The following is a 24,508-nucleotide window of genomic DNA, read 5'->3' on the forward strand; positions in this document are numbered from 1 at the left end:
CCTTTGGGTTTGGGTAAAGGGTGTGTTTGCGATGGGTCGTGAATTCTTGAGAAGAGACAAAGTCTATCGACATCGACTGGTTTTGGGGCCACACTTAGAGTGTGGACGCAGTAAAACCTTTACTCATTGGACTTTCTCCTCGTCTTTTGCACCGGACGCCGGATGGTTTTGAAATTAAGAGCAAAACTATTCAGTATCTTGAGCAAAGCCTGGCGCATTTGATTGCCAAGCACGGCGGCCTTGTCTTTATGGTTCCTTCTTTGGAATCCTCCGGTCTTCTGGAAAAAGATGATCTGAATGTGCATCAATATGCGGAAATTCTGGATGGCTTGGTCTTGCAAGGCGGGGTGGACATTTCCCCGACCGTCTATGGGGAAGAACCCATCGAGATCATGGCAAAGCACCAGATTGATCCCATTCGCGATCGCTATGAATTGAAACTTCTGAAAGCTTTCGTCACTCGCAACAAACCGGTTCTGGGAATCTGCCGGGGTTTTCAGCTGATGAACGTTTTTAAAGGCGGCACTTTGTTCCAAGATCTGCCGACTCAACTTCCCAGCAATCTTTCGCACTTCAAATCTGAACTTTATGAAAAACTGACTCACACCGTGGATATTGAGCCCGGTGGAATGTTGCAAGACATGTATTCATCCGGCGGTGAGATTGTTTCGATTCACCATCAAGGGGTGAAAAAGCTGGGGCATGGGTTGCGTGTGGAAGCGCGCTCTCCCGATGGTCTGGTTGAAGCCTTCAGTTCCACGGAAGATGGTTTTTTTGTGGGAGTGCAATGGCACCCGGAATTTCATATTGATGATGAGGCTCGTTTCTTGTCGTCGGAGCCTCTGGTGAAAAAGTTCCTGGAGGCCTGCCGGGGCCTCCCGAAAACTGTCGAAAAATCCTACGATCTTTAGCTTTTTTGCTGCTTCTTTTTCGCAAGCTCGGTGCAAAGGGCTTTCATGCGATCAAATTCCTTGGTCGAAGTGATGGCTCTTGGGTTGCGAGGTTGATCGGACGCCATCTGATTCATCTGAGTCACGCGCTCGCGACTTGGCGGGTGAGTGCTCATGGCATCAGCCAGTGAAATCATCAGGGGGTTCTGCTGACCTTTGTTCTGCTCTTCCATTTTTAGAAGTTTGTCATAGAAAAGACCGACTTTGTCTTTGTCATAACCCGCCGCCACCGAGGTTCTGAAACCGATACGATCTGCTTCCATCTCGTCTTCGCGGGAATTGGCCATAAAGGCATACTTTTGAATCAGAAGACCACCACCAGCTCCGGCGGCAGCTCCGTACAGAGTCGCCTTCTGCATACATTCATCGTCGCCTTGTTTGCACAGCATTTTACCAAGTCCGTAACCCAAGGCGCCTCCAAGCAGGCCCCCGCCAGCAGCATAGATCCAGGACTTGCTTTCGGCTTTCTTCGCGGCATCCATGCGAATGGCCGTATGCCGGGCTTTGATGTGGCCGACTTCATGCCCGATCACGCCCGCCAGTTCAGCTTCAGAATCAGCCATGGCAATCAGTGGAGCAGTGACAAACACAGTTCCTGCCGGCAGCGCAAAGGCATTCACATAGCCCACATCGACGGCTGTGAAGTTGTAATTGTAGGGTTGACCTTCCAAACCGTTGGCCGTCACGATCTTGCGGCCCAGTTGGCTGATATAAGATTGAAGTTGGGGATTTTGAATGGCCGGATAGTCTTTGCGCATTTGCGGAAGAACTTCCGAAGTCATACGCTTTTCATCGGCCACAGTCAGAGAGGTTTCATCCCCGCGTAGGTTGCCCTCGCGTTGGCGATGCTGTTCTGTTGCACACGCCGCCATCAGAAGTGGGAGCGAAGCCAAGAAGGTTCTTCGCCCCATCGGGGTGCTGGTCCATTGTTTCAATACGTCATCTAGTTTTTGGATCGCTTCCTTTTGTGCCATGGAGTCGATTTTACGCGACCGCCTTCGCCTTTGGCAACTGGGCGTTTATTCCCGCCAGAAGGTCTGTGTTTTGCCTTGTTTTGCAAACGCTGACCTTCCAAAATCGCTTTGGCTTTTCCAACAGTCATAACGGCCGCATTGGCAGCTTCAACAGAATGGAACGGTTGGTCCTCGATCACGGTGACTTTTGTGCGCGTGACTTTTTCAATTGCGAAAAGGAAAGACTTTTCTTCGGCGGTGCAGAAGGAAATGGAAATGCCCTCAGCGCCAGCGCGGGCTGTTCTTCCAATACGATGCACATAGCTTTCAGGAATGTGTGGCAGTTCCATGTTGATAACATGTGTGATGCCGTCAATGTCGATACCACGAGCGGCGATATCTGTGGCAACCAGAACACGCACATCACCGCTTTTGAAATCTTCCAGGGCGCGTTGACGGGCATTTTGTGATTTGTCACCGTGAATGCCTGCCGCCTTGACGCCAGCCTTGGTCAGTTTATCCACAACTTTATTAGCGCCAAATTTCATCGCCGAGAACACCAGAACTTTGTGAAGAGCCGGGTCCTTCAAAAGGTGCAGCAATAGATCCAGCTTCTGCGGTTTTTCAACAAACATCACACGCTGCTCGACTTTTTCGGCGGTGGAGGAAACCGGAGTCACTTCCACTTTCCTAGGATTCACCAAAATACGATTGGCAAGAGTCTGAATCTCGTGCGGCATCGTCGCAGAGAAGAACAGGTTGTGACGTTTCTGCGGCAGCAGAGGGAGGATCTTTTTAATATCCTGCATGAAGCCCATGTCCAGCATGCGGTCGGCTTCATCCAGGACGAAGATTTCCACGCGATCCAGCTTCAGATGTTTTTGTTCGTGCAGATCCAGCAGGCGACCTGGTGTTGCCACCAGAACATCCACGCCTCCTTGCAGGGCGCGCACTTGCGGGCTTTGTCCAACACCACCAAAGATCACAGTGTGTTTCATCTTCAGATGCTTGCTGTAGGCCTCGATGTTTTCGTGGATCTGAATCGCCAGCTCACGTGTGGGGGTCAGAATCAGGCAGCGTGGAGACTTGGGTTCAATCTTGCGTGTGTGTTTTGCCAGATTCTGCAAAATAGGCAGTGAAAAGGCTGCCGTCTTTCCGGTGCCTGTTTGGGCGATTCCCAGCAGGTCATGCCCCTCAAGAATCACAGGGATGGCTGCCAACTGAATGGGAGTTGGAGTTTCGTAACCTGCTTCTTTTAAGGAAAATTGAAGAGGGGCAATAAGGGGGAGATCAGTAAATTTTGTAGTCGTCATTGGATCAGACTTCTAACAGGGGCCCTGCTTCCTGTAAATTTAATTCTGGTTTCGAGGGGTTATCGTCTGGATTGATTTTTCTTTTGGGCTGTTTTCAGAAGTTTTTGCACGGCCCACAGGATATCTTTGCTATAGGCAAACGCCGTGGAGGCGGTCTTGGCGTCAATCCACTCCACACCCCGGTGATAAGAGGCATCCTCAACTTGTGTCGGTGCGACCCACTCTTGATCCAAGACGCCGACAAAGAAGGTGGTCTTGCAGGCGTGAACTTTTCCATCCCAGGGGAAGTCATACTTTCGTTCAAAAGCAGTTTCTTCCAGAATGCGCACGCGATAGCCGGTTTCCTCCAGACATTCACGCGCCGCTGATTCGGCCGGTGTTTCACCCTCTTCGATCGCCCCTCCAGGCAGGAAGAAGTAAGGCACCTCTGAAGTGGGGTCAACAGCGTGAAAACCAAGGACCTGATTCTTATGCAGAACCACGACAGAAGATCTTTCACGGTAAATTTTTAGAGCCTTGTCGATTTTTTTTTCATCACGGCGGTCCTTAAAGAAACTTTGCAGCAGATCGCTGCATTCGTCTTCCAGGATGCCACTGGTGACCTCCACCTGATGGTTCAGGCGTGGGTCGTTCAGGATTTGATACAAACTGCCGACCCCGCCAGCTTTGGGGTCGGTGGCGCCATACACCACGCGCGCCACACGGGATTGCTGAATAGCTCCTGCACACATGATGCAGGGTTCAAGTGTGACGTACAAAGTGCAGTCACTCAGTCGCCAGCTTCCGCGTTTTTGCGAGGCCTTGTGCAGGGCCAGCATTTCCGCATGTCCCAGTGGAGTTTGCTGGCGTTCGCGCGTGTTGATCGCATAGGAAATCAGCCCCTCGGGACCCACGACAATGGCGGCTACGGGAACTTCATCCCGGGCGGCGGCTTTGCGTGCTAATTGCAAAGCCTTCTTCATCCATTTTTCGTCGTGGGACGTGGTGCTCATTACGCTTCCTCAGCAATTCTTTCGCGAAGTTTGACCGGTTCAACTGGCTTTTTGCGACGCATGCGAATGTTTAACATTTCCACACCGACAGAGAAGGCCATCGCAAAGTAAACATATCCTTTCGGTATGTGAACTTCCAAAGACTCAACGATCAACGTAAAGCCGATCATCAATAGGAAGCTTAAGGCAAGGATCTTCAAGGAAGGATGTGAGTCCACAAAGTCGCTGATGGTCTTCGCGGATACAATCATGACGACAGCTGACAAAACGACGGCAGCAATCATCACGGCAATTTCATTCACCATGCCCACGGCGGTGATGACAGAATCCAAAGAGAACACCACATCCAAAAGCAAAATCTGCACAATCACGGCATTGAAGGAGTGGGCCACCGCATTGGATTGACTGCCCTCAACACCCTCCAGCTTGTGATGGATTTCCATTGTGCTTTTGACGATCAGGAATAAACCGCCCAGCAGCAGAATGAGATCCCGTCCTGAGATCTTCTGACCCAGAACTTCAAACAAAGGCTCGGTCAGTCCGATGATCCAGGACAAGGAGAATAGCAGAATCACACGAGTGATCACGGCCAATCCCAAGCCCATCATGCGCGCTTTGCTTTGCTGCTCTTTGGGGAGCTTTCCAGCCAGAATGGAGATGAAGATGACGTTGTCGATTCCCAGAACAAGTTCCAGGGCAAAAAGGGTGAAAAAGGCGATCCAGATTTGTGGGTTCGCAAGCATTTCGGTCATAAAAAAAGAGAACTCCTGTTAAGTCGTTCTCTTTTTTATAAACTACTTCATCGGGCTTGGGTATTTCAGATCGCGGTTCAGGAAGTCCTGCATCCAGATTTTTTTCGGCCCGATACTTCGCCACTTGGCATCCAGGGAGTAAGACGCATAGGGGGTTTGGATCCGGTACTGGAAGTCTTCGTGTTCAGCCATCACCGCAAAAGTCAGGCTTTCGGCGAAGTCTTCATACGGACTGATGGCGGCATAAGTGGATACAAAGTTGGTCGGATTCAGCTGGTGGTAGAAGGCCTCGATATCCTGCAGTCCCAGCTGCTCGGTGCAGCCATAGAAGCAGAGTTTATTCCACAGGGGAAAGCTTTGCTCTGGCAGCGGTTCCATCAGGCTTTTCCAGCTCAAAGTGCCCCAGGAGCCTTCTTTGGGTATGAGTTTTTTGAACTCTTCCATCTGGCCTTGGGAAAGGTTGCAGGTTTCCCCCTCCGGGCAGACAAAGTTGTTGGCAGAGTTCGCGAAATCCAGAATATGCGCGAATTCATGCACGACAATATAATGAAGGGCGGAAAGGGAAACGGGCAGGGTCACGTCCACGCGAGGTCCTTCTGGCAGATGAACAAACGGAGGTGCCTTAATCCCGAAGGCTTTTTGTTCCTTCCAGCCAAAGACAGAGGTGGCGTCGTAGTTTTGTTCAATCAGGGTGCGGCGGATGCCCATGAAAGAGCCTTGCACATGGCCTTGGGCATCAGCCTGGATGACTCCGGCATAGGCCAAAGCCTCCAATTGATTTTCGATGTAAATGACATCCAGTCCGCAGAAGACCTTTTGCAGTTTCGGGGGCAGAATATCGTAGATCTTTTCGAGGGCCGGGGCGGCTGTGGGGCTGTCCTCTTGGCACGTTCGGGGCTCTTGAGGATTCTGAGACGGATTCACGATGCAGGTGATCTGTTGTATGCGCGCACGGCAGTCGGACTGGGAAAAGTGAGTGAACTTTTGAGTAGCGGCGCGCTCAAAGCGCAGTTGGCCTGGTTGCAGGATATAAAAATCCTCCCAGGCATGGGCGTGGTTAGTTCCGACGAATATTAGTGATATCAAATAGATAAGTAATTTCATAGGGTCCCCTCTGTTGCAATTTCCGCATTCCTTGGGGGGTGTTTCAATCAAATTGTGCAAAGGCGTGAATAATTCGTCGCGTCAGGACCCCGAGACTTGCCCCTTTTCTGCCGCTTTGTTATACACTCTTTCTCTCAAATTCTAATTCCACATCAGAAGGGAAGGTGATTGTCGTGGCAATGGTTAAGATCAAAGACGGTGAGTCTTTTGAATCAGCGTTCAGAAAATTCAAAAAGTCTTGCGAAAAAGCAGGTATTCTTTCTGAAGTTAAAAAACGCGAACACTTTGAAAAACCTTCTGTAAGACTTAAAAAGAAGTCTCTTTCAGCTCGTAAACGCGCTGTAAAAAAATCCAGAAAAGGTTGGAACGACTAGTTCCCTTTTTGAAAGTTTGTTTTTTCAAGAGGCGACCACTGGTCGCCTCTGTTTTATGACCAAATCTCTTCTTAAGTCCCTTTGGAGGCACTATGGAACTCAGAGATAAAATCGCCGCAGATGTTAAAGCTGCCATGATCGCAAAAGAATCTGCAAAGTTGGGAGCTCTTCGTATGCTCCAGTCTGCGATCAAAAACCGCGAAATCGACATGAGACCAGATCCCATCACTCCGGAAGAAGTGATGAATGTGGTTAAAAAGCTTGTTAAGCAACGCAAAGAATCCATCGAACAGTTCCAGGCCGCAGGCCGCACGGATCTGGTCGAGCAGGAAACTGCCGAACTGAAAGTTCTGGAAGTTTATTTGCCAGCGCAAATGAGCCGTGAACAAATCGAAGCTCTTGTTACAGAAGTAATTGCAGCATTGGGTGCTAAATCCGTGAAGGACATGGGTCCTGTGATGAAAGAAGTCATCGCGAAATCCGGTGGCGCCGCCGACAACAAAGTAGTGAGCGAAGTTATTAAATCTAAGCTTTCTTAATTTGTTGGAGAGGCATGCGATTTTCTCAAGACTTTATCGAGAAGGTGTCAGAGGCCAATAACCTCGTAGACATCATCTCCCAATACACTCAATTGAAACCTAGCGGTAGCGGCCTTATGGGCCGCTGTCCGTTTCCTGATCACGCCGAAAAAACGGCGTCTTTTTCCGTTTCTGAAACAAAACAGGTCTATCACTGTTTCGGTTGTCATAAATCCGGCAACCTGTTTTCGTTTTTGCGCGACTATCAGGGGATGAGTTTCCCTGAAGCGGTGGAATACCTTGCCGATCGCGCCAGCATCCCCATGCCAGCGCCGGAAAAAGAAGACGCCCAAAGAGACCAGGCGCACGACAAAAAGAAGTTGTTGTTAAAAGTAAATAAGCTCGCGGCTGATTATTTTTCAGAGCAACTTAAGCGCGTTCCTCACGATCACCCGGTGAAACGCTACATCGCCAGTCGTGGTTTGTCGCAAGAGGTGATCGAGGCTTTTGGTGTGGGTTATGCCCTGCCAGAGTGGGACGGGCTGGAGCAGTACCTGCTCAGTAAAAACGTGCCGATGGCCTTGGCGGAAGAGGCGCGCTTGGTGAAGGCTCGCAACAACAAGTCCGGGCATTTTGATATTTTCCGTGATCGTTTGATGTTCCCGATTCTCTCGGCGATGGGGGAGCCCATTGCGTTCGGTGGACGTTATTTAGAGAAAAAAGAAAACGAGCCGAAATATCTGAACTCTCCAGAGACGCCGGTGTTCGTGAAAGGCCGTGTGTTGTACGGTCTGTCGCAGACGGCGCGCTACATTCGCAGTGAAGATCTGGCTTTGATTGTGGAAGGATACATGGACCTGGTGTCCTTGTATCAGGCGGGCATTCGCAACGTCGTGGCCACCATGGGCACGGCTTTGACGCCGGATCACGGCAAGATGCTAAAGCGAATGACCAAGAACGTGGTGGCCCTGTTTGACGGGGATTCCGCGGGAATGGAAGCGGCCGAGCGCAGTTTGCCGATTTTGCTGGCGGCGGATTTATATCCAAAAGGTCTCACATTGCCGAATGGAATGGATCCGGACGATTATGTGAAAAAATACGGATCTGAAGCCTTGAAAATCGAGCTGGATCGCGCTCCGGATCTATTTGTGATGATTCTGTCGCGTTGGATGGAAGGATACCGTGGCGAGGCTTCGGAAAAAGTAAAATTAGCCGATAAGCTAAAGCCACTGTTTGAGTCCATTCCCGACCTTCGATTGCGGGATTTGTACTTGGCAGAGGCCGCTCAGAAAATGGGCGTAGGCCTTCCCTGGTTGCGTCAGGCTGTGGGAATACAGGGCAGTGGTCCTGTAAGTTCACAAAGTCGCCCAGGAATGACTAGGACGGTGCAGCCAAGCCCTTCTGTGGGCGCAGCTAACCCAAAAGCCTCTTCGGAGGTGTCCCAGTCAGTGGATGGGGGCAAAATCAGCCTCCAGGGAGCCTCTAAAGCGGAGCTGATGCTCTTGGGGTTGGTACTCAAAAGTCGTGCCAATTTCGAGTCGTTTGTGAATGAAAATCTTCTCGAGAGCACGGCCCATGAAGGAGTGAAGAAGATCCTCGAAAAAGCCACGGATGTGTATAGACAAGATCTTAGTAAGTTTGATAAATTGACCAGTCTCCTTGTCTCTTACGTCGATCAGCCTGAATATTTATTCCAAGTGAGCCCAGCGAATGAGGGCGATCCAGGGTTTGACGAAGAGGCAGAACTGAAACTCCTGCGCGATTGCTTTAAGCGCGTAAAAGAAAATTTCCTGCGCGAACAAGCAAAGCGCCTGGCACGAGATCTTAAAAACGAACCTAGTTCGGAAAAGTTGGAACAGATTATGAATATTCAGAGAAACCGAATCTCTCTGAATAAAGGGTAAAAGGCGGGGTATTGATGAAACCGAACCTACCAAACAAACAAGAGAAAGAGCCTGTAAAGGTGCTTTCTTTGCAAGAACAAGAGTCTCTGATTAAAGAAGAAATCCAGAGATTCCTGAAGCTTGCGAAGGAGAAGGGTGCGCTCACGATCGAAGAGATCAATGAGCTCCTTCCCCCTGAAATTATCGCTCCGTCAGTCCTGGACATGTTCATGCATGGCCTTGAGGGCGGTGGTGTAGTTATTTCAGACTTGTCTGAAAGTTCGAAAGCGGAGGAAGGCGAAGGTTCCTTCCTTGAAAATGTCGATTCTGAAGACGAAGAAGTTGATGAAGAAGAATTGGCCGAAAGTGAAGACGTTAAGGGCAATGACCCTGTACGCCTTTACCTGCGCAAAATGGGTAGCGTTTCCCTACTGACCCGTGAAGGGGAAGTGGAAATTGCCCGTCGTATTGAAAAAGGGGAACGCGAGATCGTTCGTGCGATCCTTTTGTCCCCACTGGGCACCTACGAGATCATCCAGCTTGGTAAGCGCCTTGATGAAGGCCGTATCAAAGTTAAATCGATCTTCCGTGGTCTTGAGGACGAGGACACTCAGTACGACGAAAAGGAATACATCGACAAAATTCACGAATTGATCGGTAAGGTCACAGAGTATCAGAAGGCCGCAGAAAAGCTGTTCGTGGTTCTTCGTAAAGAAGAAACCAACACGCCAGCTCGCCAGGCTGCCATGAAAGAGCTTGTTGTCATGAATGACAAGCTGATGGCGAACTTTGAATCCGTGAACTTCAACCGTAAGACGATCAACCGTATTGTGATCAAGTTTAAAAACTTGGTAAACCGTATCGGAACTCTTCGCCGTCGTATCAAAGACGGTGTGGAGCGTACGTTCTCCAAAGACGTTGCAGCCATGGCTGAGCGTATGAAGCTGATCGATGCGAATGAAAAAGAACTGACCCGCATGACCCGTGATACTGGTTTGAACTATCAGAAGTTCAAATCCTACGTATTGCAGGCTCAGGAAGCGGAAAAGCGTATCAGCCGTTTGGATTCAGAAACCGAAATGAATCACAACTGGGTGAAAGAAACCTACACGGCCATCTGGAAAGGTGAGCGTGAGGCCGATGCGGCGAAATCCGAGTTGGTTGAAGCCAATCTTCGTCTGGTTGTATCCATCGCGAAGAAGTACACCAACCGCGGTCTGCAATTCCTGGATCTGATCCAGGAAGGTAACATCGGTTTGATGAAAGCCGTTGATAAGTTCGAATACCGTCGTGGTTACAAATTCTCGACTTATGCGACTTGGTGGATCCGTCAGGCGATCACTCGTGCTATTGCCGATCAGGCGCGCACGATCCGTATCCCTGTGCACATGATCGAAACCATCAACAAACTTGTTCGTACATCCCGTTACCTGATCCAGGAACTTGGCCGTGAGCCGACCCCGGAAGAGATCGCGGATAAAATGGACATGCCGGTTGATAAGGTTCGTAAAGTTCTGAAAATTGCGAAAGAACCTATCTCTTTGGAAACTCCAGTGGGTGAAGAGGAAGATTCACACCTGGGCGACTTTATCGAGGACAAAAAGGTCATCAATCCTGCAGAAGCGATTGTGAACCTGAACCTTGCTGAACAAACCCGCCGTGTGCTGTCGACTTTGACTCCAAGAGAAGAAAAAGTCCTGCGTATGCGTTTCGGTATCGGGGAAGAGTCAGATCATACTTTGGAAGAAGTGGGTCAGGACTTCAACGTCACCCGTGAGCGTATCCGTCAGATCGAGGCGAAGGCGTTGCGCAAGCTTCGTCATCCATCCCGGTCTAATAAACTTAAAGCGTTTGTTGATAGCTAGATTGCTCAAAAGGCTCCCTTTCGGGAGCCTTTTTTCGTTTAGGCTGATGCACTGTGGTTTTGCCAAGTCTTTTTTAGTTTGATAGGCTCTTTTCATTCCAGTTCGTGGGGGGCTAGCTTAGTTGGTTAAAGCACGGTGCTCATAACACTGGGATCGGGGGTTCAAGTCCCTCGCCCCCTACCAAAAATAACATTGGGATCAAGATGGCCGCCGGAAGGTGGCCTTTCTTTTTAAAAGAAGTAATAAAAACAATAAATTAAGTAAGAGTAACTGATGCTGATAGCCGCTCAGTCAAATCACTCAAAATCATAGTAAATAACGGGAGTTGCTAGAGTCCTGTCAGAGTCATGGTCAGAACGTTAAAAACTCTGACAGAGTCCTCTACAGCTGTGGGCGGATGACCCGTTAAAGTAGTGCTTAATAGAGGCGAGGATTTGACGGGGGAGCGACTGCTAATGTTTTGAGATCGGTCCCCCCCAAAGATATTAAATGAACTTTTTATTTTCTTGCTCGAGAGTCCATAAAATCGCTTCTGACATAACTACGAAGTCACGAGCTTGTTTGGGTGATATTTTACTAGGGGGGCCATGTGCGGCTAAATTACGAAGCCTATACAGCCCAAGAACCGAATCACGGCTTGCACTTTCTATTACCCCCTTTTTTACTAGCATATCGAGCAGTGTCTGAACCGTACCTCTTTTTACTCCAGACCTTATTGCGACAGAGTTGACTAGGCCCTCGACTTGATTCCAAGCTTCAAGAATAGCTTGAGTGGGAGATGTACTGACTAAGACCTCAATCTTTTTCTGTATACCTGAGGGGATTGCCTTAGTGGTTTGCCCTTTGCTAGTAGAAGGAATTTCTCCCCGAATTTCTTGCGCTACAGCTTCAAACTCAGCTTTGAATTCACCTTTCTCAATTCTCCTCAGTTTTATTCCATTCAATAGATTGAGTAATTGTTTCTTGAATAGAATCATCACGATCAAAAACACTGCAGGCCAAGCGAGTGCCTTTGTCATTTCGGCTACGAAGGTTAGATTATCCATATAATACCTTTGAGCGCTCAACGCACGGACACATTACAGCGTCTTAAATACTCACTCAGAGTGTTGAGACGATCTATAATTTCACCGAATGCCTTCTGATCTGTTGTAATCCAAGGGTTGCCGTATCCTTCTTCTGGCAATGGAATGCTTGCTCTTCCGCCATCAACATTTACCACTAGTTCGTAGTCAACATAAGATGAGCCGTAATAAAGCTCATAAATTGTTCGATATGCAGTGGGATCTGGAAGTCCCTGGTGCCACGGCTCAGTGAAAGACCTGTCGATGTCGCTTCGATCGGCTCGGATGGTAATATTCAAATCATTTTTAAATGTATAAATACCTTTGTCATCGTCGTAAAGCCAGTCGGAGGCGGAGGAACCATAAATGTGTCTTTTAAAATCAGTATAATTCATAGTTGTCCCTTCAAGTACAAATGAGAAATCAGTCAGCCTATTCGCTTGCGCCGAACTATTGGACTTCTCCTTTTAGTTCTGCTGTGATTCTATAGGCAAAATTATCGGCATTTTGAGATAAATAATAATGTGTTTTAGTGTGAAATTTTTGTTAAGAATAGAATTGGGTAATTATTATTCAATAAAATTAGATGTTAAGCTAAGATAGTAATATGGCACAGTTTAAATGTGGACAGGAAAAGCCTTCAGGTAGCGGTCGGAAAAAAGGTACTCCCAATAAGAAGAGTCAGCTTCTTGAGGATATTTTTGCCTCGAATAACTTTAATGTTCCAGAACAGTTAATTAGCCTCTTACCAAAGCTGTCCCCTGATAAGCAAGCCACCATTCTTTTGAGCCTTATGGATTATATTTATCCGAAACGTAAATCTGTCGAGTCGTCGCAGCGAGAGACAGCCGGAGATAATCATATCACCGTCACTTTCGTTGAGGCAAAGAATGGGCGTCCCATAGAAATTGAGGGTTATACATGAGTTCAAAGTTTAAAGAGGTCGTCGAAGCAACTCTTCCTGCTGTCGAAACGGTTACAAGTATCTTTGCAATGAACCCTGAGTTTGCGGGCATAGCCACAGGCATCTCCGCAGCACTATGAAGTATTATTTGGCGTCGCTCTCTAAGGTTGAGCAAGACAATGCCATGGAGCTTGTTTTAAGACTAATGCGTGAAATTAACTCACTCAAGAAAAAGCCTTCGGTTGAACAGTTCTTTCAATCCGATGAGGGGCAGCATCTGTTAAAGTTTTCGATTCAAGCTAGTCTTAAAAAACAGGGATCAAGGCGAAACAACATGATCGCGAAGCTGACTGCCTCGGGAATGGTGCAATCTGTTTATGCATACTCTGTTCTGGACTTTATTGATATGGTTAGTGAACTCAACGAGCCAGAGCTTAATTTACTCATGACTGCATATGAACTATACGACAAGAAAGATTCTATTGGTAAAGAGCGAAAAGATTCTTTAGTTGCTCCAGACATAAAAACTTGGACTGAACTTCATGCGAGATTTCCAGAAATCCCTCCTATAGAGATGGTCGCACTTTTCATTAGAATGCAAAGAACAGGCTTGGTCCAAAGAGCACAAGGCTTTATGGACGATAGTGGGGACACCTTCGAGTTCACTCCCATTCTAAAAAAGTTGATTGATTATGCTAACCTGGATCGTGAGTCTGTAGATGAAACCTTGTCGCCAACAAATAGTCAGTAGCTACTAACTGACTATTTGTTGGCGGATTTCTTCATATTGAATGCTGCACTTCCGATGCGAGCACGAAGCTCATTGAGTCGATCTCTTTCTGATAGTTGCGATGCAGGCCAATACAGCGCTTTGGTGAGGCTGTAGTTATCCCTGCGAAAGCTAATCCAAACACCTTCTCTGCTGATAAGTCCAATGCCTTCGGCATTAACGAGTTTCGCATAGGAGGAAACTTGCCCGAAATCTTTCCCTAGTTGTTCATTTGTTGAGATACTTAGCTTTGCTTCCCAAACCCATGAGGCGTTAATTGTTTTGGTTTGTGGGTTTCTACATACATGAAGTAAGTAGTCGGGAATGACTTTTTCTGATCTCCCAATACGTAACTTTACTTGGCGTTCCCAGTCGGTTTCGGTGAACCCTAATTCTAACAATAGAGGTTCTAAGAAGTTCACTTCGACATCTCTCTCTGTTTCTAGGGCTGCACCTTTCCACTCTCTATCATCTAATCTGGGGAGACTTCCGATGCAAGACAAACAATACGACATCGCAAACAACGACTTACAGTTACGATGTTTTTGGGAATCTTCGTCAGGTAAATGTGCCACCGTCAACCGCTATCACCTATGAGATCGACGGTTTGAACCGTAGAATTGCGAAAAAAGTAAATGGGACAGTTCAAAAGCGTTGGGTCTATATGGACCGCTACAGAATTGCGGCCGAACTAAATTCTTCAGGGGCAATTACGAAGAGATTTGTTTGGGGATCAAAAGCAAATGTTCCGGACTATTTGATCGCTTCTGGTGTGAAGTATCGAATCATTTCCGATCATCTTGGCTCTCCGAGACTAGTGGTAAAGCAATCTGACGGTACCGTGATTCAAAGAATGAATCACGATGAGTTCGGGCGAGTGACTGAGGATACAAATCCTGGTTATCTTCCTTTTGGGTTTGCTGGGGGCCATTATGACAACCACACACAGCTGGTTCGGTTCGGAGCACGCGACTACGACCCAGAAACTGGTAGATGGACCTCTAAAGACCCTATTTTATTCAATGGGGGAGATACTAACCTCTTCGGATACGTGCAAAATGACCCCGTGAATTTAATTGACCCAACTGGGAACTGTCCTTGGTGTATAGGTGCAGTTGTGGGCGGAGTTGCCTCAGGGGTTTCGGCATATTTGGCAGGGGGAGACGCTCGGACTGTAGCTGTTTCTGCTGCGGTTGGTGCTGTTGCTGGCGCTGCATCTATGGGGGTAAGTGCATTTACTTCATCAGCCACAGGTATTATTGCGGCGAACGCCGTTATAGGAGGTAGCACCAGTGTTGCTACTCAGGTAGCCACAGGAACTTCGATTAGCGCCCTAAATTATTCCCAAATTGGCATTGGCGCTCTCGCTGGTGGAATTGGGGCCGGTGTCGGATTGGGAGCTGGGACTGCTGTATTTTACGGTACGCCGGTTATTGGAAGAAGTATTGGGGTTGGTCTTGCGCGAACAAATGAGTTCTGGGCGTCGCTCTTGACTGGAACTGCAATTGGAACGACGATTGAGGGGGCCGGAGCTTGCAGGTAGGATAGCTTTATGAGTACGAAAGACATAGTTATAGTAGTCATTTTAATGTTGGCTTGTATCTTAGGATTCAAGCCAATTTTAAATACCTTTAAAATTGTTCTGAAGGACCGCATTAACCCCAAGACCACGCCTGGAATGCGCAAGTTTGTTCTTTTCTGGCTGGGCCTCGGAGTCTTCTGTTGTGTTTTTTTGCTTTTTACATTGGCCTATTCGGTTGGGGCACGGCTTGGATGGTTTCCTGATTTCAAGCTCTAGTGTGTAGTTTAATTTGAAAACGTGCCTGGTCGAAAATAGCCATCATAAACCCCGTGCCTAAAACGAACCCAGAATTCTAAAAAAGTTCTGGGTTTTTGTTTTTAAAAATCGAAGGCAAAAATAATAAGTCTCAAAATTAGGCACGACCGTTTTTCAATCTCTCCCTTAAAGAACATCTCTCTTTTACTCTTGCGCTTTTCATTCGAATTTGTATCAGGCCACTGTCAAACTTTTGCATATTGCGGAGTTTCCTCGAAAAAAGGTACATGCAGAATATGGGACAACAAAAACGGAGCAATGGTGCGACGATGCTAGCCTTGGAGGGTATTATGAGAGAAGAGGTTGAAGTTTCAATTTATAAGCTAAAGAACGGAGGCTACCAGGCTTCTTATCTGAATCCATTTAGTAAGAAACGGATTCGCAATAAGTTTAAGATGCTGAATGAGGCCAATGATTTTAAACTAAAGATTCATGCTCAGTTTATTACGGACGTGATGACCGGGTATTCACATCTGCCGACTAAGCAGTTTTTAGATGCCTACCTAAAGCTGAATCCAGAAGCCAAAATGGTGTCTCGCGGACTTCCATTCTACAACTCATTTGTAGAAACCTTCGGACAAATAGCAGTCATCCGACAATCTGCAATCGCACGCAAGTGCATGTCGGTCGACCTTCTCCGGGATTCGTGAATTAAGGGCTGTGACAAGAGCAAGCAATGTTGCTTCTGTAAAAGGCTTAAAGAGAAACTCTTTTGTACATATGGGGCAGCACATGGAAGAGTACTCGGATGATACTAAAGATGATGTTCTTTATGAGATCTATATTCTAGATTTATCAGATCATTAGTGAGGGTCTAACTACAGACCCGCGTCGGGTTCTGTAGGCTTCTCAGTTTCTGGGGACCACTCCAATAACGACAATTCTGAGGTTTTGGACCAATCAACCTGTTTGCGGTTGATGATGCGGATAGAGACCTCGTTCCCATTCACGGTCCACAACAAGGTGTCGCCTTTGGCGATTCCTAGGGCTTGGCGGACGCGGGCGGGGATGGTGGTTTGGTTTTTACGGGAAGCTTTGGATGTTGCACCTGATTTGCTCATGCTGTGGGATCTCCGTAAGTCTATCTTAAAGGCTAAACGGGGGTTTTGTCCTCATTCCGCCTGCCATAAGACGCCACAAACAATCCTTCGTCCAGTTAGGGCCTTGAGGGGCCTGCCTTTCTGATAAGTAACAGACCTGAACTCTTCGCAACTGGCGTTCGGCAGTGGAATTCACTAGAAAGTGACCTTTAACAAGTCGCAGGTGAATGCCATGAATCGCTTTTTGTCCCTTTTGATCCTTGTCCTTTCTGTTCCTCTGTCCGTCCTGGCGACAAGCCCGTACTCTCCGTCAGAGGGGGTCCTTGAGAAAGGCCATGACCCGGCCCTGCAGCTTTATCGCACTAAGTTCTTCTACAATTCAGAAGGGACCTTGTCCCCGCGCAAGCTTGAGTCTCTGGTGCAGTTTCTGGAGCTTCAAAAGTCGTTGTTGATGGATTCGGCCAAGATGAACCGCAAGACCAATTTGATTCTGGTGCACGGCTATGAAAACGATAAGGCCGAAAAAGAGGGCCTGGAAGCCCAAAGCAGCGAGTCCGAAGCCATCGCACCTTTGATCTTTGCCCTGGAGCACACGCGAGACTTGCAGGCGCGCTATTCGCGAATGAGCCCCAATGAAATCCATGAAAAGGTTGAATTGATTCTTCTTTTTATTGCTGCTGGTTACACCCCTTATCCGATGACGATCTTTACTTCTTTGGTAGAGAGAGTGAAGAATCTTGCGGAAAATTTCTTTGAGTTTTCCATTGATGATTCCGCCAAAACCCAAGCTAGCAATTTACTTCTAAACGGACACTTCGCAAATCAAAAAGAACTGCGAGCCTATCAGCAGGCAGGGAATGATCTTTCGAAGCTGGATCCTCCCTCCTCGGCGATTTGGACGGACAATGACATCGCCGCTTACGATCCTTATTTAGAGATTTATTGGAAAAGAAAGTTTTTCCCTCCAAGGAACAACCCTCTGCCGGTCTTTCACTATGAGCGCATGGGGAATGGAACGATCAAGTTTAAGACCCACTGGTTCGACGATCAGGAGCTAAATAAAAAAGGCTTTCCCAAAAAGAAAGACGTCACCTTGCGTGTGGGCTTTGAAGCCTACAATGCCTCTGTGGTGAACCATCTGGCACGAATCATTGGATATCCGGCCAATCCGACAACATTTCGGTCGGCGATCAAGCTGGAACTGGGGGATACCTCGTTTGAAGAGTTCCTGACTCAGTGGCGCAATGTGCATGGACTGGAAATGGGCTCAGCGATGACGCATGTTGAACGAATTCCTGGTGAAAATGCCGTCATCATGAAGAACGTGACCCTGGAGGCCTACCCAGACAAGGACGACTATCGCCGGATGGGTCCGTTCCGCATGGGGGACAATGGATTGCGCAATCGCCGCGAGTACCGGGCCATGGTTCTTTATAATGCTTTGATCTCGTTGCAGGACCAGTTTGAATATCAGGCCCGTGTGGACGCCGTTCGCGACGAGCGGCGGGGATGGTTGCCGATCTTCTTCCTGTCGGACACCAGTTCTGCATTGGGGCTTCCGGCCATGCTTGGAAACGTAGGGGCTGTGAACGAGTTTACGTGGGAGTTCACAAAACGAAACAACGGGCAAGTTCGTCTGTTCTGGTTCTCGGTCTTTAATTCGCGAACTTGGAAGGACACCACGTACAGCGATGTGAAGTGGATGGCCCGTCGTATGGCGCAGATTCGCACAGATCAAATTGATGGTATTATGCAGACATCAGGATTCCCCGAGCCGGTGCAAAGACTTTATGCGGAAAAACTGAAATCCCGACTGAACAAGATGATGGTGGATTTTGATTTGCTTAAAGAGGGGTTCCAACCGCATCCGGTGCAGTCCAAGCAGGACCTGGCGTCAGCATATCCGGACTATATCAATGAGCACGGCTTTTTGAAGGAAGGCGCGCAAGAATATCCCGGCAATACCCTGCCGATTCTGGGAAATCGTTTTACCCCGTTTCAAGGGGCGATAGTTCTCACCATTAACACTCTTCAGAATAAATTTTTATCTCTGTTTAATCCGGCAAACTACGGCAAGGCGGACTTCGTCGTTGATTTGGGCAACGGGACTTTGGAGGGCGGGATTGGATTTGAAGCTTCCAGAGGCGTCAGCGTGAATCCGGAACTGGGCCCCGGCCAGAAGCGGTATCTTCTGAACGACAAACTGAGCATCAGTCTTCCGGTCGGGATATTCAACGACCGTGTCACAGCGCCGGTGGGGCTTTATTATACCTACACGTTTGAGTACCTGCACAGCGTTTCGACAATGAAGGAAGTTGGCACCAGCCGATTCTTCAGTCTGCTGAATCCGTTCAGTATTCGCGAAATCCGAAGATCTTTGGCTGTGGGTGAACAACTGCGTGTCAGCCATTCGTTTGGTGCCTCGGTCGGAAAGACCAAGTTGAAGGTGATTGAGGACGTTCAGATCGAAGCGGCCTTGCTTGGCTTGGGCTATGCCTCGGTTAAATCCATCTATTATTCCAAGCCTCATCCCACGCTTTTTGAGATCAGTACGGATCACGTGGACGTGGCATCTGCCTATAGTGGAATTGATATTAGGACTTATCTGCGTTTGGCCGCCAACGTGAGGGCAGAACGAACGAAGAAAGTCTATCGCATGTACCGGGTCGATCTGCTGAATGAGTCTTTGGAAAAGCAGATGCAATTGCAGGATGCGGTGGAGTCAGCACTGGTGGACACCGACTTTACAGCCCTTGCCAAGATGGTCAAACCCCATGAGTGGATTGAGTCGGCGAAAAGCAAAAGCTTCAATCTGGCTTTTATGGTCTGGAAGCGGTCTTCTGACACCGGTGTCAGTGATCTGCTGGTAGATGGGCAAAGACTGGTGCTGGGGCATAAATCGCGATCTTATGATCGAGGGCTCAGTCGTCTGTGGGAAGATAAGCTTGATATTGGCTTCTTCAAGCCGACGACGGATGTTGTGACAGATTTTTGGGGCGAAGGCGTTCAGATTGGCATGGCTTTGGAAGCCGTTGTGGATGACAAAGCAAGGCGTTTTGCTGAGATTGAAGTGACTTTGACTCAATCAATTTTTGACAACTATTGCACTCGCAAAGAATTTGAAAAAACCTTTAAGAAGTTTTTTAACAAAAGGGCTGGTATCGACGGCTACATTCGTTTCCAAATGCCTGATGAACTGGATGCTTATCCTGAACTGGTAGGCACGATGCGCTGGCAGATCTCGAAGAAGGCTCTGCGGGACATCCTGACGGCGGCCACGAATATCAACAACCTGGATTATCTCGTGCCGGGGGCTCGTTACGGTGATGATTCTGCCGGAAATGATCCGCGTGAAGGCATCAGTCACAAGGCGCAGAAGCTTTTAAAGGCCATGGACCGCGAGGTGACCACCTTCGGAAAGCTTTATACGCTGGAAGCCCAGGCCAAAGATCTTTTAAGTCTGTTGGAGGATCTGACCGGAAAAAAAGCCGAGATGGTGTCGCAACTGCGACGGTTTACTCGTGACGAGAACATCTGGCTGACCACTAACATCGCGAACATGCTTGAACTCAGTCATCCCACATTCCGTAAACAGAAGAATGGGGAGTTCTGGGCCCGGGAGATTGGCAAATATCAAGGGCACAGCTATTTGGACCGATTCCGTCGGGCTAATTTGTTGCAACCTGTTTATTGAGGCGGTTCCTGTATTCAAACATATTCCCTCGGTCCCGTCGTAGGTTCAGTATTGTTTTCATTAACCTTTAAGGAGGAGATATGGAAAGACAATCGGACACCCTACAAGTCGGACAGAAGCTGGTGGAGCTCTGTAAAAAAGGTCAAAACCTCAAAGCCGTGGAACAGCTTTATTCTGATAAAATCGAGAGTCATGAAGCGATGTCAATGCCGGGGATGCCTGAGGGGGTGAACGGAATTGAAGCCATCCGTAAGAAAAACAAAGAGTGGGAAGAAACCATGGATGTTCATTCCATGGAAGTGGATGGTCCCTTTCCCTGTGGAGATCGCTTTGCCGTCTATTTTAAGGTTGATGCCACTGATAAGAAGACTAAAAAGCGCATGAAGATGAATGAGGTGGGTCTTTACACCGTTCATAACGGTAAGATTATCAAAGAAGAATTCTTCTATGCCATGTAAACACTGAGCACTCAGGACCCTTCTGAAAGAGTCAGGAGGGTCTAAGTAAGAATGTAGTATCCCTTTTTGGAGCGCACACGTTCTAACTCGGACAAAAGAACGGCCATACGATCGTATGTCAACACTGAAGAGTCCTGCCAGCGTCGAGATGAAGAGGTTACTTCGTCCGCCGGGGAGTCTTCGATCAGCTGTCCATTCCTGAAGTGAAGAACATAGCGGGGGCCTTTACTTGAAAGAGCGTATTCAATATCTGAGTTCAGAAGTTTCGTCAGCTTGCGTGCCCGCAAATACGCCTGAGCGGCCCGCATGAAGTGGCGCTCAAACTTATCTGCGATATCTTCTGCAGTCAGTTCGACCTCGATATCTTCTGTCTCTGAGGTGTCAGTCTCTTTATCCTGCTCCGACAGGTCTTCTTCTTCCGTCGATTCTTCCGGCGCAGCATTCTTCACAAAGTATAAGCCCAGGGCAAAAATAGACCGCATGGATTTAAAGGTCTGCATGGATTCTTGATGGCGTGCACAGAATATTTCAAATCCGGCCTTAAGAAGATTGGAATCCAAAGGCTCATAGAACATATTGGGATCAAATGTTTGATCTTCCGTGCGCAAAGACGCATTCAACTTTAAAATTGAATCAAAAACTAAAGCGTTTGAAAAAGGACCGATAAAATGTTGTTCGTCCTGTTCAGGACTCATAGAGAGAAAATCGCGGCTAAAGAAAACCAAACTGCGTTCACCGGCTTTTAAACTGATGTTGTAGCGGGGGTTGTGTCTTTTGATTTCATCTGTTTCTAGCAGGGCAGCTTCCAAAGGCGTACGACAAGGGGTCACAATCAAATCATAGGCCTGCGTCAGCATCTCGAGCTTAAAAGAGTCTCTGCCTTTTTGCCCGCGGAAATAGCTGTTCACCCGATCGTGCAGGGATGTGGCTTTGCCGACATAAAGGATTTCACCCCACTGGGAAAGATAGCGATAGACGCCGGGAACTTTCGGAAGATTCAGTCGTTTTTCCTTGGGCATCGGATATTCGTACTTGGTCTTCTTTGGAGCTTCCTGATTCAGCCAGAGATTCAGATCTTCCAGCGTCATGATGTGTTGTTTTTCAAGTTCGTCGAGCAAGTGTTTCCAGATAACTTGGGTGGCTTCCACGTGGCTATGGCCTCGCTTGAACTCGCCCGCTGCATGACCAAAGTATCCCGCAAGCCCTTTGATACCTTTTGCCGGAAGATTCGGAAAAAGCCTTTTGGCAATCGCATGGGTGCAGATCACCGGGAACTCGCGAAGGTTTAAGGCTTCAAAGCTGGCCGCCAGAAACGGCTTTTCAAATTGAGCAAAGTGAATGACTGCCGGGCGATCAGAGATTTCACTGTAAAGAATCTCAAAGACCTGCGGCAATGGTTTGGCACTTTCAAGTTCTTCGCTGCGAATGCCGGTCAGAGACAGGATTCTTTTGGGCACGGGCTGGTCATCTGGTTGTGCCACCAGGTGACTGCGAGCTTCGGAAAGATCCGACAAGGCCCAGGCCATTTCCAGAATATTGGCGGCCCCTGGTTTTGCTCCGGTGGTTTGCAGATCCAAAAAGAAAACGGGCAGGTCTTTTAATCGCACGAAGTTTCCTCCGTGCTCTTCCAGAAAGACTCCAGATCAGAAATGATCTTTTGTGACACCAGCTCTTTCGGGCTTTCTTTGAACCAGCCGCTGGGCATAGCCTCGGCATAGACTGAATTTAAGAAGCGTGAATCCATCAGGATAATCACACCTTTGTCGGTTTCAGAGCGGATCACGCGGCCGGCCGATTGAATGGCTTTCGCCATGGCTGGATACACGTAGGTGTAATTAAAACCGTGTTCTTTCCCATAGCGACTGTCGAAATAAGAACGGATCTGTTCACGTTCAAAATCAAAACTTGGCAGAGCCGGACCGATAACGAAGGCTCCAATCAACATATCCCCAGGGAAATCCACGCCTTCAGAGAAAACTCCGCCCTGCACTCCCAGAAGCAAAATTGGCTCGGTGGCTGATTTCAACTCTTCCAGGTAGATCTGCACATCCAGCTGTTTCATGTCACGTTCCTGGCGCAGAACGCGCATATGCGGGACCTGTAACAGCTTCTCTACCTGGGCCAGAAATTCAAAACTTGGGAAAAGAGCTATGTAGTTGCCGGCCTTCACGCGCGTGACTCTGGCAATGACCTCAGCGACCTTGCCGGAGTTCAGCGCGCGGTCATTCAGCTTGGTGGAAATCTGCGGGATGATCATCAGCTGGCGATTTTCAACCTTAAACGGGGACTGGAATTCCAGAGTCTGACTTTCTTTCGGGAAGCCCAGCAGTTCCTGATAATAGGCAAAGGGCTTGAGTGTCGCTGAAAAAGCCACGACATTTTTAAATTCTTTATAAGCCAACTTTAATTGCTCAGAAGCATCACAGCAAGTGACCTTCAGCATTTCACTGAAGCGGGTGTTCTGATAGGTCGTGAAGAATTCGGGCCCGCGATAGTCCAGGGCCGCGATGAAATCACTCCACATATTCATCATGCGTAACATCGGGTCACGCTGAATAATTTCGGTCTCACTGTCCAGGTATTCTGTGGTCAAGGCGCGGATGGATCTCTCCAGATCAAGGAAAGGCTCAATGTCGATGTCAACCTTGCGGGAACCACCGTCTTCACCGTACTCCTGAATCAACGACTTGGCTCTGCGGATCAGTGTCCCGGCCTGCAAAGAAAACGTGGCCGGCAGTTTAGTAAAGTCAGATTCCAGAATATCCAGATCCTGCACGCTTAACGAAGGCGAGAAATAGTCCTGCGCGCGACTGGGCAGGTTGTGAGCTTCATCGATCACCAGGTTGGGTTTTTCTGCGGATTCTAAAAGAGGCTCTGACAGTCGTCCCAGCAAACTTCGGGGGGAAAAGGCATAATTGTAATCACCAATCACCACGTCGGCCTGCTCGATGGCTTCCACGGAAAGCTCAAAAGGACAGACTTCGTATTCTTTCCCCATCTCGATCAGCTTTTCCTGGGTCAGCTTGCGTTTTTTGCTAAGCTTGTTCACCAGGTCATGATCGGCCAGTTTGGTGTAATAACCCCGGGCAAACTCACAGTAACCGGGATTGCACAGGGTTTCGGCCTTCAGACACATCTTACTTTTTGCCGTTAACGTCAGCGAACGCAGCTTGCTGCCTTGCTCTTGCAGCTTTTCAACGGCCTCCTCCGCAACGATGTGCTGGGAGTTTTTCGGTGTTACATAGACAGTCTTCTGTCCTCGCGCCAGGGAATCCTTTAAGTTCGGATAAAGAACGCCCACGGTTTTTCCCAAACCTGTGGGGGCCTGAACCAATAAAGGATGTTTGCTGGCCACCTGAGCTTCGATGCTTTCAATCAGCTCGCGCTGCCCGGGACGGGGGGTGGCAAACGGGAAGGTCATTTCCTCCGCCATCTTCTGACGGGATTTGAAAAGTTTTTCTTTGACCTTGGTTTCTTCCACCAGTTCTTCCAGGCGCAGTGCAAGCCACAGTTCGTAGTGCGCAATATCCAATGTCACACGCAGATCCATGGATTTGAAATTGCGTGAGGAAACCAGATGCAGATTCAAAAAGGGAATGTGGCCGGTGTCTTTATAGTGGAAATAGCCGTAGGTGCGCAGCTGCCAGATATAAGGATGATTGTCATCGGCGCGAAGTTTGCGCCATAGTTCTTCCACGTCGAAGGCAGTTTTGATTTCTTCAATTTGAACGGGGTTGGCGGTGATGCCATCCGCACGACCTGAGACATGGAACTCATAGGGGCCGGCTGTGAACACGCAGCTCATGCGTTTTTCCGGGGTGTAGTCGTCAAATTCTTTTTGGCGACGGCGTTGGATGGATTGATGAATTTCCTGACCACTCATCGGAGGCGCGCCATAACCCGAGTGCAGCTCAATACTTCCTCGGCGGGGGCAGGGCAGGGCAAATTGTCGGACATCCAAAGACACTTTTCTCACAGGCTCTAATCAATCACAAACCACTGCTAAACGCGATAGCAAAAATTTAAAATGAACTCGGT

The 24,508-nt window shown here is 48.3% G+C and carries 24 protein-coding genes and 1 tRNA gene; 14 read left to right on the top strand and 11 right to left on the bottom strand.

Annotated elements, in window-relative coordinates:
* Positions 1 to 101 precede the first annotated feature (101 nt).
* Positions 102 to 911, top strand: coding sequence for a gamma-glutamyl-gamma-aminobutyrate hydrolase family protein (locus ACZ50P_RS01020; protein ID WP_464132822.1), 810 nt, complete (start codon positions 102 to 104; stop codon positions 909 to 911).
* On the opposite strand, the gene ACZ50P_RS01025 is transcribed toward ACZ50P_RS01020, so the two are convergent.
* Genes ACZ50P_RS01025 through ACZ50P_RS01045 form a run of 5 tightly spaced genes read right to left on the bottom strand, consistent with a single transcriptional unit; the run spans position 908 to position 6,064 of the window.
* Positions 908 to 1,924 (bottom strand): M48 family metalloprotease, encoded by a 1,017-nt coding sequence (locus ACZ50P_RS01025; RefSeq protein WP_464132824.1) that lies wholly within the window; start codon positions 1,922 to 1,924, stop codon positions 908 to 910. The two genes, ACZ50P_RS01020 and ACZ50P_RS01025, sit on opposite strands and share 4 nt — an antisense overlap.
* A complete protein-coding gene (locus tag ACZ50P_RS01030; RefSeq protein ID WP_464132827.1) occupies positions 1,894 to 3,216 on the bottom strand; it encodes a DEAD/DEAH box helicase in 1,323 nt (440 codons plus the stop codon). Before ACZ50P_RS01030 ends, ACZ50P_RS01025 begins: the two co-directional genes overlap by 31 nt.
* Before the next feature lie 59 nt (positions 3,217 to 3,275).
* Complete coding sequence (tadA, locus tag ACZ50P_RS01035) at positions 3,276 to 4,208, bottom strand: tRNA adenosine(34) deaminase TadA (RefSeq protein ID WP_464132830.1); 933 nt, start codon at positions 4,206 to 4,208, stop codon at positions 3,276 to 3,278.
* Positions 4,208 to 4,960, bottom strand: coding sequence for a TerC family protein (locus ACZ50P_RS01040; RefSeq protein WP_464132832.1), 753 nt, complete (start codon positions 4,958 to 4,960; stop codon positions 4,208 to 4,210). Before ACZ50P_RS01040 ends, tadA begins: the two co-directional genes overlap by 1 nt.
* Before the next feature lie 42 nt (positions 4,961 to 5,002).
* The gene (locus ACZ50P_RS01045; RefSeq protein WP_464132835.1) at positions 5,003 to 6,064 is read right to left on the bottom strand and encodes a hypothetical protein; all 1,062 of its coding nucleotides are present in this window, start codon (positions 6,062 to 6,064) and stop codon (positions 5,003 to 5,005) included.
* Between the two features lie 179 nt (positions 6,065 to 6,243).
* Here ACZ50P_RS01045 and rpsU point away from each other — a divergent pair, with 179 nt between their 5' ends.
* The 5 genes from rpsU (at position 6,244) to ACZ50P_RS01070 (ending at position 10,887) form a co-directional block, all read left to right on the top strand.
* A complete protein-coding gene (gene rpsU, locus ACZ50P_RS01050; protein ID WP_464121377.1) occupies positions 6,244 to 6,438 on the top strand; it encodes a 30S ribosomal protein S21 in 195 nt (64 codons plus the stop codon).
* A 92-nt stretch (positions 6,439 to 6,530) separates the two neighbouring features.
* Positions 6,531 to 6,977 carry a GatB/YqeY domain-containing protein gene (locus ACZ50P_RS01055; RefSeq protein ID WP_464119563.1) on the top strand — a complete coding sequence of 149 codons (447 nt, stop codon included), beginning with the start codon at positions 6,531 to 6,533 and terminating at the stop codon, positions 6,975 to 6,977.
* A 14-nt stretch (positions 6,978 to 6,991) separates the two neighbouring features.
* Positions 6,992 to 8,860, top strand: a complete 1,869-nt coding sequence (dnaG, locus tag ACZ50P_RS01060) for a DNA primase (RefSeq protein WP_464132836.1) — start codon at positions 6,992 to 6,994, stop codon at positions 8,858 to 8,860.
* Positions 8,861 to 8,874: 14 nt separating this feature from the next.
* Positions 8,875 to 10,704, top strand: coding sequence for an RNA polymerase sigma factor RpoD (rpoD, locus tag ACZ50P_RS01065; RefSeq protein WP_464119567.1), 1,830 nt, complete (start codon positions 8,875 to 8,877; stop codon positions 10,702 to 10,704).
* Between the two features lie 106 nt (positions 10,705 to 10,810).
* Positions 10,811 to 10,887: transfer RNA gene (locus ACZ50P_RS01070), tRNA-Met, on the top strand.
* 302 nt (positions 10,888 to 11,189) lie between these two features.
* On the opposite strand, the gene ACZ50P_RS01075 is transcribed toward ACZ50P_RS01070, so the two are convergent.
* A complete protein-coding gene (locus tag ACZ50P_RS01075) occupies positions 11,190 to 11,750 on the bottom strand; it encodes a hypothetical protein (RefSeq protein WP_464132838.1) in 561 nt (186 codons plus the stop codon).
* A gap of 17 nt (positions 11,751 to 11,767) precedes the next feature.
* Positions 11,768 to 12,163 (bottom strand): hypothetical protein, encoded by a 396-nt coding sequence (locus ACZ50P_RS01080; RefSeq protein WP_464132840.1) that lies wholly within the window; start codon positions 12,161 to 12,163, stop codon positions 11,768 to 11,770.
* A 212-nt stretch (positions 12,164 to 12,375) separates the two neighbouring features.
* On the opposite strand from ACZ50P_RS01080, the gene ACZ50P_RS01085 reads away from it, so the two are divergent.
* Genes ACZ50P_RS01085 through ACZ50P_RS01095 form a run of 3 tightly spaced genes read left to right on the top strand, consistent with a single transcriptional unit; the run spans position 12,376 to position 13,423 of the window.
* Positions 12,376 to 12,693 carry a hypothetical protein gene (locus tag ACZ50P_RS01085; RefSeq protein ID WP_464132842.1) on the top strand — a complete coding sequence of 106 codons (318 nt, stop codon included), beginning with the start codon at positions 12,376 to 12,378 and terminating at the stop codon, positions 12,691 to 12,693.
* Positions 12,690 to 12,812, top strand: a complete 123-nt coding sequence (locus tag ACZ50P_RS01090; protein ID WP_464132843.1) for a hypothetical protein — start codon at positions 12,690 to 12,692, stop codon at positions 12,810 to 12,812. The genes ACZ50P_RS01085 and ACZ50P_RS01090 overlap by 4 nt, the downstream gene beginning before the upstream one ends.
* Positions 12,809 to 13,423, top strand: coding sequence for a hypothetical protein (locus tag ACZ50P_RS01095; RefSeq protein ID WP_464132845.1), 615 nt, complete (start codon positions 12,809 to 12,811; stop codon positions 13,421 to 13,423). The genes ACZ50P_RS01090 and ACZ50P_RS01095 overlap by 4 nt, the downstream gene beginning before the upstream one ends.
* A gap of 11 nt (positions 13,424 to 13,434) precedes the next feature.
* Here the strand turns inward: ACZ50P_RS01095 and ACZ50P_RS01100 are convergent, their stop codons facing one another.
* On the bottom strand, positions 13,435 to 14,016 hold the full coding sequence (locus ACZ50P_RS01100) for a hypothetical protein (protein WP_464132847.1): 582 nt from the start codon (positions 14,014 to 14,016) through the stop codon (positions 13,435 to 13,437).
* Here ACZ50P_RS01100 and ACZ50P_RS01105 point away from each other — a divergent pair.
* From ACZ50P_RS01105 to ACZ50P_RS01115, 3 genes are all read left to right on the top strand, one after another.
* Positions 14,010 to 14,984 (top strand): RHS repeat-associated core domain-containing protein, encoded by a 975-nt coding sequence (locus tag ACZ50P_RS01105; protein ID WP_464132849.1) that lies wholly within the window; start codon positions 14,010 to 14,012, stop codon positions 14,982 to 14,984. The two genes, ACZ50P_RS01100 and ACZ50P_RS01105, sit on opposite strands and share 7 nt — an antisense overlap.
* Before the next feature lie 9 nt (positions 14,985 to 14,993).
* Positions 14,994 to 15,239, top strand: a complete 246-nt coding sequence (locus ACZ50P_RS01110) for a hypothetical protein (protein WP_464132850.1) — start codon at positions 14,994 to 14,996, stop codon at positions 15,237 to 15,239.
* A 329-nt stretch (positions 15,240 to 15,568) separates the two neighbouring features.
* Positions 15,569 to 15,928 carry a hypothetical protein gene (locus ACZ50P_RS01115; protein ID WP_464132853.1) on the top strand — a complete coding sequence of 120 codons (360 nt, stop codon included), beginning with the start codon at positions 15,569 to 15,571 and terminating at the stop codon, positions 15,926 to 15,928.
* Positions 15,929 to 16,096: 168 nt separating this feature from the next.
* On the opposite strand, the gene ACZ50P_RS01120 is transcribed toward ACZ50P_RS01115, so the two are convergent.
* Entirely contained in the window at positions 16,097 to 16,339 is a 243-nt protein-coding gene (locus tag ACZ50P_RS01120) for an AbrB/MazE/SpoVT family DNA-binding domain-containing protein (protein WP_464132855.1), read from the bottom strand.
* Positions 16,340 to 16,550: 211 nt separating this feature from the next.
* Here ACZ50P_RS01120 and ACZ50P_RS01125 point away from each other — a divergent pair, with 211 nt between their 5' ends.
* Together ACZ50P_RS01125 and ACZ50P_RS01130 are read left to right on the top strand one after the other, a co-directional pair.
* The gene (locus tag ACZ50P_RS01125; protein WP_464132856.1) at positions 16,551 to 20,012 is read left to right on the top strand and encodes a hypothetical protein; all 3,462 of its coding nucleotides are present in this window, start codon (positions 16,551 to 16,553) and stop codon (positions 20,010 to 20,012) included.
* Between the two features lie 80 nt (positions 20,013 to 20,092).
* Complete coding sequence (locus ACZ50P_RS01130; RefSeq protein ID WP_464119674.1) at positions 20,093 to 20,470, top strand: SnoaL-like domain-containing protein; 378 nt, start codon at positions 20,093 to 20,095, stop codon at positions 20,468 to 20,470.
* 41 nt (positions 20,471 to 20,511) lie between these two features.
* Here ACZ50P_RS01130 and ACZ50P_RS01135 read toward each other — a convergent pair whose 3' ends face one another.
* Positions 20,512 to 22,077, bottom strand: coding sequence for a GIY-YIG nuclease family protein (locus tag ACZ50P_RS01135; RefSeq protein WP_464132859.1), 1,566 nt, complete (start codon positions 22,075 to 22,077; stop codon positions 20,512 to 20,514).
* Positions 22,068 to 24,446 (bottom strand): ATP-dependent DNA helicase, encoded by a 2,379-nt coding sequence (locus ACZ50P_RS01140; protein WP_464132861.1) that lies wholly within the window; start codon positions 24,444 to 24,446, stop codon positions 22,068 to 22,070. The genes ACZ50P_RS01135 and ACZ50P_RS01140 overlap by 10 nt, the downstream gene beginning before the upstream one ends.
* Between the last annotated feature and the right edge of the window lie 62 nt (positions 24,447 to 24,508).

This window comes from Bdellovibrio sp. CKG001 (assembly GCF_055397465.1).